This is a genomic window from Corynebacterium mastitidis DSM 44356, from assembly GCF_000375365.1.
GTDB classification, from domain to species: domain Bacteria; phylum Actinomycetota; class Actinomycetes; order Mycobacteriales; family Mycobacteriaceae; genus Corynebacterium; species Corynebacterium mastitidis.
This window is the reverse complement of the sequence record NZ_AQXB01000011.1, coordinates 1-7533: the sequence shown is the minus strand read 5'-3', so window position 1 is coordinate 7533 and position 7533 is coordinate 1. Positions and strand designations below refer to the sequence as shown.

The following is a 7533-nucleotide window of genomic DNA, read 5'->3' as shown; positions in this document are numbered from 1 at the left end:
GACCATCCCGGTGACTGCGCCTGCGACATCCGAGAGGACGTCTGCGTGCGCAGCACCAGGGGATAGAACAAGCCCGGCCCCGGTTCCTACGAGGATGCCTGCGCGGATGCGGCGACGGTGGCCGCCCTTGGCCCACCAGGTAGAGCCGAACGCGCTACCTCTACCCCACCATCGAGGCGTTTGGTGCGGTGCCGCTTTCTGGGAGTTTCCCCCGCTATCGGGGGGTGGAGAGGAGAAATGATGACGATTCACCACAAGATACCTTTCACATCGCTTGGGACAGGTAGCCCACCGCCGTACAGTGGCAGTGACCTGCCCATATAATACTCATATTCATAATGAATATGCTATCCCGATACGCCCTGACCGCTCGCGCTCCTAGGATGGGCCGCCCACTTCGGCTACAGTGAAACTATGCTCATTCCCATCTTGATAGAACTGCTAGAAGATTTTCTTAATTCTCTTGCCCGTGGTATTGAAAAGACCTTGAATAATCCGGCGATAGCTTTGTCAATATTTGGCGTTATTATTACCGTTTTCCTTGCGTGGGTTATTACCGGACATCCTGTTTCGGGGTTCTTCAGTAAAGATTTTCTTGACTGGGTCACGTCTCCTTTTCATCATCATCCTGAACCTTTTTCAGATTCGGCTGCACCGTCGGCGGTGCCGGTGAATCCGGTGTGCGGTACGCAGTGTCCTTCTGTGGAGTAATCGATAGCAGCACTGCTCGGTGTCGAAGCAAAACGATCCCCCAGGCTTGTATGCCCTTAGCCTGGGGGATCGTCACGTAGCGGCTAGTTGAGGTATTCGTTGACCCCGTTGTCCGTGCCACTGATGGGGTTGACGTCACTGGCAATGGATCCCAGTCCGGTAAGGCCGATCACGCCAACAATGGCTGCTGCAATGCCGGAAACAAACGCTATGCCCGCTTTTCCATATTGGTTCTTCCTAAAGGAAACAATGGAACCGATGATGCAGATTCCCGCAATGGCCATGGAAACGACGAATATGATACCCTGAAGGGGGTCTGATATTGCATTTCCGAGAGAGTCAATGAAGTTGCTTATGCCGCTGTTGTCGATTTGTGTCGAGCGTGTCAGCATCGTGGAGTATTGCTCCATATTTTATTCCTTTCTTTCATGGAGTTAATCCTGTAGGTGTACAAAGTCGAGAGTGGTCTACATGTGATCGTATCGCATGGCGGGGGTTAGTACCACATCCTTTCAGTTTTTGTCGAGTCGGCGGATGCTCTCGGAGACGCGGTTGAGGGCTTCGCGGTTCTCGTAGTCGCGGCGGCGTTCGTCTCTTCCCTGTCGTCCGAGCTCGTTGACAGCTTGGGTGAGCTGTTCGACGAGCTTCATGGTCTCGGGCGAGGCAGCAGGTGCCTGGCTGCCAGAGGTGCCGTGCGAGGAACGGGTCGGTTGGTCGAGCTTGCGCGAGGCGTCATGGGTGATGTCGCGGTGAGCATCCGGGGTCTTGTTGACCTTGGCTTCCCATGCGGCGGCCTTGCGGTACTGACCTGCAAGTTTCTGGGCGATGGACCCTTCCTCAGCGTAGTGGTGGAGGCCGTGGGAGATCTCGCCGTCAGTACGGTATCCGTCACCATGCTTTATGTCCCCAGCGGCATCTTTGAGGAAGTTCACGATGTGGGCCTTGTGGTCCACGCGGTCTCCGCCGTCCGGGCGCGGGGTGCGCCGCGAGGCAGGTTGAGTGTCCTCATCGGTGGGCTCGGGTACACCGTCGCGCGGGGAGACTTCCACCGGGGGGACGTCGTTGGCTTGGGCTTCTGCGATGTTTCCGGTGAGGTTGACCCGCCCGCCTGAGATGTCCGTTGCCGTGCTCTCGGCGCGGGCGTGGTCGGCGTTGATCGTGGCCTGGTCGATGTTGAGGGTCTTGGGCCCGGTGGTGGCGTGGTTGTCGCGCTGTGTGCCAGGCGTGGTCTGCCCGTCGCGGGGGGCGGAGGCGCCGGGGTCTACCGCGCCTTCATTGCCCTCACTGGTGTGGCCGCGCACCGCATCCATCGCCTTGCCCACAACCCCCTTCTTTTCCGGTGCCTGCGGATCTGTAGTCATACCGGGGGCGCCGGTGGTGGCCGTGGGGTTGTGCTCCTGCCCGGTGTCGGTGTCTGCGGCTGAGCCCGGGTCCGTCTGGGTGGTCTGCCCATCGCGGGGCGCGGAGACGCCGGGGTCTACCGCGCCTTCATTGCCCTCGCTGGTGTGGCCGCGCACCGCATCCATCGCCTTGCCCACAACCCCCTTCTTTTCCGGTGCCTGAGAGTCAGTGGGGGCGCCGGGGCCTTGCCCGTCACGAAGGGGTAGGCGCTGGGTATCGGCTTGCGTGGCGCGGGAGTCTGTGCCCTCGGGGTTGGGGGCGTTGTTGCCAAGGCCTAAGACCTTCTTGCCGATTTCTCCGCCCTTGTGGGCAACTGCTGTGCCGAATTTGCCTCCGGCCTTAGCACCCACCGAGGCCGCGCCGGCGGCAAGCGCGGCACCTCCTACCGTGCGGGTGAGAAAGCGGCTTCCGTGCTCCTTCAGGGTGATGGCCTTGAGGTTGCCGCCGGTCACCCCGGTGGTGGCTTGGGGTTTAAGGCCGAGGAAGATGTTGAATCGGTCCATGGAGGAGGCTGCTTGGTCGGCAATCATGTACGGCAGGGTCACCATCATGGTGACTACGGAGTATTTGCGTATTTGGCCCTTGCTGTCGGTCATTTTGAACATCGGAAAGCACACTAGTGCTGCTAAACCAAGGCCAAGAACAACGAGGATAAGACCACCAACGCCATGAGAAATGTCCGTCTTTAACCCACCCGTTACCAGATCTCCATACTCCCGTGTGGCATAATCCATTCCCATATTCTCAATTCCAGTAATAGCACTTATGCCACCCATAAGTCCTTGGAGTATTGAGTTCGCTACTTCGATGGATTTCATGGCGAACGCGAAGGAGAGGCGCATGGCGAGGAAGTAGATGGCGGCCCGCATCACTCCGTCGGGGTGTCCGAGGAAAAGGGAGCGGCCCAGGCCTCGGAGCATTTCAAACAGTGCGAGGATGATGGGTGCGCGCAGCATGCCGATAAAGGCTGTGAGCGCGATGGCCGCCAGCGTGATGCTGTTGGTGGACAAGGACGCGACTTTGAGCCCTAGGTCTCCGTAGCCGGTGTGCGGTATGACGTAGCGGATGAACTCGGTTCCGTTTCGTCCGGTGTTTTTTGCCGATCCTGTGGAATTGGGGTTGGTTTGAAAGCCCTTGTATTCTAGGGTTCCGGAAGAAATGTTGGATTGCAGGACGAAAGCGGTGGATTGTGTGGAAAGGCTCATCATTCCGCTAAAGTCGCGTATTCCTGCGTAGCGGTTCATCATGCCAATGGAGTAGGCATTGGTGTTGAGGAGTTTCTTTTTATCGGGGTCGCTATCGAGTGCTGCGGTTTCGGGGTTCCAGTTTTGGTGTGATTTTTCTCCGAAGATGTAGTTGTCGTAGGTGTTGGTTTCTTCGACGGATCCGCCTGCCGGTACGGCGCCGTAGATGTAGGTGGCGGGGTTGTTCCATTTGACTGGGGAGGCGGCCATTTTTCTGCTGGCGAGATCGAAGTATTGGGCGTTCGGCCCGCCAGCACCGAGTTCAATGCGGGTGCCTTGTTCGAAGCCGTCGGGTCCGTCGGTGACATCGGGGTTGTCCTCGCTCGTGCTCGTAGTTGAGGAGCTTGTGGTGTCTTCGTCGGTGTCGTCGGAGGCGATTTCGACGAAGAAGTAGGGGGTGTTGAGCGTGGCGCCGAGGATGTCGTCGTCGTACTTTTTCGCGTCGGTGTCTCCGATTTGTGCATTCACGTCGCGGATGTTGGCGGCTGCGATGTTGCCGGAGGCAGATCCCACCACATCGCTGCTTCCGGCGCGGGTGATCGCGGAGAAGTATTGCTGCACGGAGATGGTCTCTTTGGAGTTCAGCTTCGAGAGCATATCGCCGGCAGAGGCGGCCTGGGTTTCGCCGTGGGTGGATTCTAGGAGTCCGCGCATGCCTGCGGCTTCTGCTTGGGAGTTAACGGCCTTGGAGAGGCGAGCCACGGTTTCTTTGCTGGGCATGTAGTCCTGGGGGTTATCCGACCAGGAGTATCCGGCAAGGCCCAGTGAGAGGTTGGCCGTGGAGGCCCAGGCGAGGGTATCGACGATGTATTTCTCGTTTCCTCGTGCTACCTCGTCTTTGGCCTCGGATTCGTAGTTGAGCCCGATGGTGGCCACAGTCGAGGTCAGCAGCGCGAAAAGCGGGATCGTGGAGAGGATCACGAAGATGCGCACGAGGTTGGCTTTCATCGCCGGGCTGCGCCCCTCGAAGCGGCCTTTGCGCAGGGCCCACAACAGCACCACGGTAAAGGCGGTGATAAAGAGGGTGAGCATGAGGAACTGGCCCGCCGCGATGGTGGATTTGCCCAAACCGACGGTGTTCAAAATGCTGCGGATGGACCGAGATACCCAGCCGTCGTCTTCGCTACCGGCGCCGGTAAACCCAAACCAGTTCATGGGGTTGAGGTTTTTGGTGACCTGATCCGACAAGAAGATGATCAAGCCGGTGGCAGCGTCAAAGAGCTTGGCTCCAAGTTCCCCGGCCCAGGTGGCGTTCGCCTTCCAGTCGGACTGGAAGATCGGTGTGCGTTCGCCGTAGGCGTTGGCGAACTCGTTGTGCTCGTTGCCGGCGCGTCCGGTGGTCACGATCCAGCCGTAGCCGTAGAGCGCTTGGAGATAGGCCGCGAGGTTGCGCCCGGCGGCGGTTTCTTGCGCGTTGGCCGACGGGTCGCGCATTTGGCCGTAGGTGGCTTGTACGCCGTCGTCGCCGCCGAATTTGCGTAGATCGTCCATCGACAGGCTGATCTCATCGGCGCTATCAGCACCTCGTGCCTTGGAGAAAAGCGCAGAGGCCAGCAGGTCGGATTCCGTGTGCGGTGCGTCCACGAGTCCGCGATCTGAGCCCAGGCGCAAGATCCGGTTGGCGAGATCAGCCCCTGGGATCATGGTTTCACCGCGCGCGAGCTGTTCGCCTGCCTTTTTCAGGTCGCTAGTCAAGTCCGATTCGGCGTCTTGGGCCTCGTCGTTGAGCTGGCGGATAGACCCGATGAGCCCTTCGAGGTTTTCCCTATCGGTGTTGATCAGTTGGTCTTGGAGCTCTTGGTTGTTTAAGAGCTGGTTGAAGTCGTCCTCGCCTGAATAGCGCGCGAGATTCGCAAGGCGGGTCTCATTATCCTGGCTCTGGTTTGTTCCCAGGGCGGTAATAAGGTTTCTTGCTTCTTGCGTATCGAGATTACCCGAGGCAATATCTTTCATGCCCTGGTTAATGCTTTTTTCAATACGGCGCTGTTTAGCCCCGTCGTCACTTTCCCCACCGTCAAGCACCATGGAAACGGAGGCAGCATTAATTGACTCTTCCTCATCTGCCGCATAAGCGGGCGCAATGAGGGCAAGGAGGGAAAAGATAATGCTTGCAAGGATGACGAAGGGAAGTATTTTCCTTGTCACATTGTTGTTAGTCGAGAGCATGGACTCTTACTCCTCCTGCCGTGCGCCCGGCGCCGTAGTCATAGATGGCACTGTCGTGGGATATTTCCAGTTTGAATTTCTGAGCATGGGGGTTTCTCCTGAGTGCTTGCACAATTTCGTCCATGACGAGGGTGTCTATTTCTCGTGCGATGGCGCGGGCGCCGCCCGAGTTGGGGTCGGTGGATTGTGCGCGAACGAATGTGATGTAGAGTGCGACGTCCGTGGTGTAGTAGTCGTAGACGTCTTTGGGCCATTGGTGGGGTTCTTCGCAGATGATCTCAATGTTCTTTAGCTCCTTGATTTCTTTTTGCAGTCGGCTGATCTCGCGTTCTGCGATGCGCAGGAGGGCTGCCTCTTCGAGGCCGCGGAATGCGGCGATGCGGGAGAAGCGGCCCAGAAGTTCTGGTTTGAAGCCTTGGGCTTGCAGTTCTGGGCGCAGTACGCCCATGAGCTGGTCCATCTCTGCATCGGAGACGTCTTCGTTGAGGCTTTTGCCGGTGATCGAGCGTTGGGAGAAGCGCGCGTCGTTGGCGAAGACGTCGGCGCCGGCGTTGGTGGTGGCGATGATGATGGTGTTGCGAAGCGAGACGTAGTTGGTTTCGGTAGCGCCCTCGCGGTTGAGGACGTCGTAGAAGACCACGCCTTCATCAAGTACGGCGAGAAGGGTGTCGAGGACTGCGGGGTGTGCTTTTTCCACCTCGTCGAGGAGCACCACGGAATGAGGTTTGTGGCGTACTGCTTCTCCGAGCCTTTTCCTAAAGGCGGGTTCATGTTCGACTGTCTTGTAGTCGGGCATGTTGATGTTGAGGAGGACTTTTTGCCCGGGGTACATTCCTTCGGCTAGTCGCTTGGCTGTTTCGGTTTTTCCCACGCCGGTAGGGCCAGTAAATAAGATAGTGGCCCGTGGTTTATTTGACGTGTTGTGTAGTTGAAATATCATGGAGAATACGAGCAGTTCCATTACTTTCATTGCATGAGGCTGCCCGAAAATATTGTTATTGATATTGTCAAATACTTTTTGCGCCTCTACTTCAAATCTGAGGCTAATGGAGTAGCGTTGATTGAAAATATCTTCCACTACTTTCCTATTTGCCGCTTTTCCTTCCCTCCTACAGTAGGAAACGAGATCTTCGAGGATGTCGATGGATTTGCGCGGTTCGGCTGAATCCGAGCGGTATTGCGCGTTGGCTTCGATGAGGAGTTCTAGGACGTCCTCGGCAGGCTGCGGGCAGTCCGGGGCCACGGTGGACCACCAGTTGCGGGCGATGTCTTTGACGACGTGGGCGGGGAGTTCTTCAATTTCGATTTGCTTGAAGCGCTCTGATAGGGGCTTGTCCACCATGATCGTGGAGTCGTATTCGCGGCGGGTGGTAGCCGCGATGATACGGATCGGGGATCGTGCGAGGACGGCCTTGACGACATCGCCGCCGATTTTGGTGCCAGCGCCAAAGATGGTTACGAGCATGTGGACCTCGTCCATGAACAGCACGAGGCGCACGTAGTCGTTCCCGGTGGCGCGGCGGGCGCAGTCTTCTAGCTCTTTGATCTCATCGAACAGCGTGGAAAGGCGTGTTTGCAGGGTTTGGGTGCCCAGTGCGGCAAGGGTGCCCAGGTGGAGGTTGACCAAGAGGTAGTGGTAGTGCGTGTGGGTGTGGTAGTCACCGGAGTTGAGCTGCTTGGCGAACTCTTCGACCAGGGCGGTTTTGCCCACGCCTGCTTGCCCGAGGAGGAGCGCTACGGGCGTTTTGGGCCGCTCTAGGATGGCGTGGAGCATAGCAATCTCTTTGTCGCGGCCCTGGATGGATTGGGGCTGTTCGGCTAGTTGGCCTAAAGCACCGCCGAGTTTGTCGTTGAGCTTGTAGAAGGCCGGGGCGAACTGCTTGCCGTAGGCGTGTGTGTCGTCGAGGAGGTTTTTCCAGGTGATGTTCTGTGTGGTCATTTTTTCACCGCCAATCCTTCTGTAAGGAAGTTTTGAAATATCTTGTCGTCATATTCGATTGATTGATACTTT

The 7533-nt window shown here is 57.6% G+C and carries 4 protein-coding genes; 1 reads left to right on the top strand and 3 read right to left on the bottom strand.

Translation table 11 applies throughout. The features are described from left to right. Positions 1–414: 414 nt before the first annotated feature. Positions 415–711: a hypothetical protein gene (locus B140_RS13955; protein WP_156801775.1), complete on the top strand. Its 297-nt coding sequence runs from the start codon at positions 415–417 to the stop codon at positions 709–711. Between the two features lie 83 nt (positions 712–794). Here the strand turns inward: B140_RS13955 and B140_RS0111145 are convergent, their stop codons facing one another. The 3 genes from B140_RS0111145 to B140_RS0111135 all read right to left on the bottom strand — a co-directional run bounded on the left by B140_RS0111145 (position 795) and on the right by B140_RS0111135 (position 7461). After that, the gene (locus tag B140_RS0111145; RefSeq protein WP_018119432.1) at positions 795–1121 is read right to left on the bottom strand and encodes a hypothetical protein; all 327 of its coding nucleotides are present in this window, start codon (positions 1119–1121) and stop codon (positions 795–797) included. 102 nt (positions 1122–1223) lie between these two features. Next, positions 1224–5522: a hypothetical protein gene (locus B140_RS0111140; protein WP_156801774.1), complete on the bottom strand. Its 4299-nt coding sequence runs from the start codon at positions 5520–5522 to the stop codon at positions 1224–1226. Continuing rightward, complete coding sequence (locus B140_RS0111135; RefSeq protein ID WP_018119431.1) at positions 5509–7461, bottom strand: AAA family ATPase; 1953 nt, start codon at positions 7459–7461, stop codon at positions 5509–5511. The genes B140_RS0111140 and B140_RS0111135 overlap by 14 nt, the downstream gene beginning before the upstream one ends. Between the last annotated feature and the right edge of the window lie 72 nt (positions 7462–7533).

Coding starts and splice junctions, on each gene's coding strand:
- B140_RS0111145 (WP_018119432.1), bottom strand. CDS start 1,121: ATGGAGCAATACTCCACGATGCTGACACGCTCGACACAAATCGACAAC.
- B140_RS13955 (WP_156801775.1), top strand. CDS start 415: ATGCTCATTCCCATCTTGATAGAACTGCTAGAAGATTTTCTTAATTCT.
- B140_RS0111135 (WP_018119431.1), bottom strand. CDS start 7,461: ATGACCACACAGAACATCACCTGGAAAAACCTCCTCGACGACACACAC.
- B140_RS0111140 (WP_156801774.1), bottom strand. CDS start 5,522: ATGCTCTCGACTAACAACAATGTGACAAGGAAAATACTTCCCTTCGTC.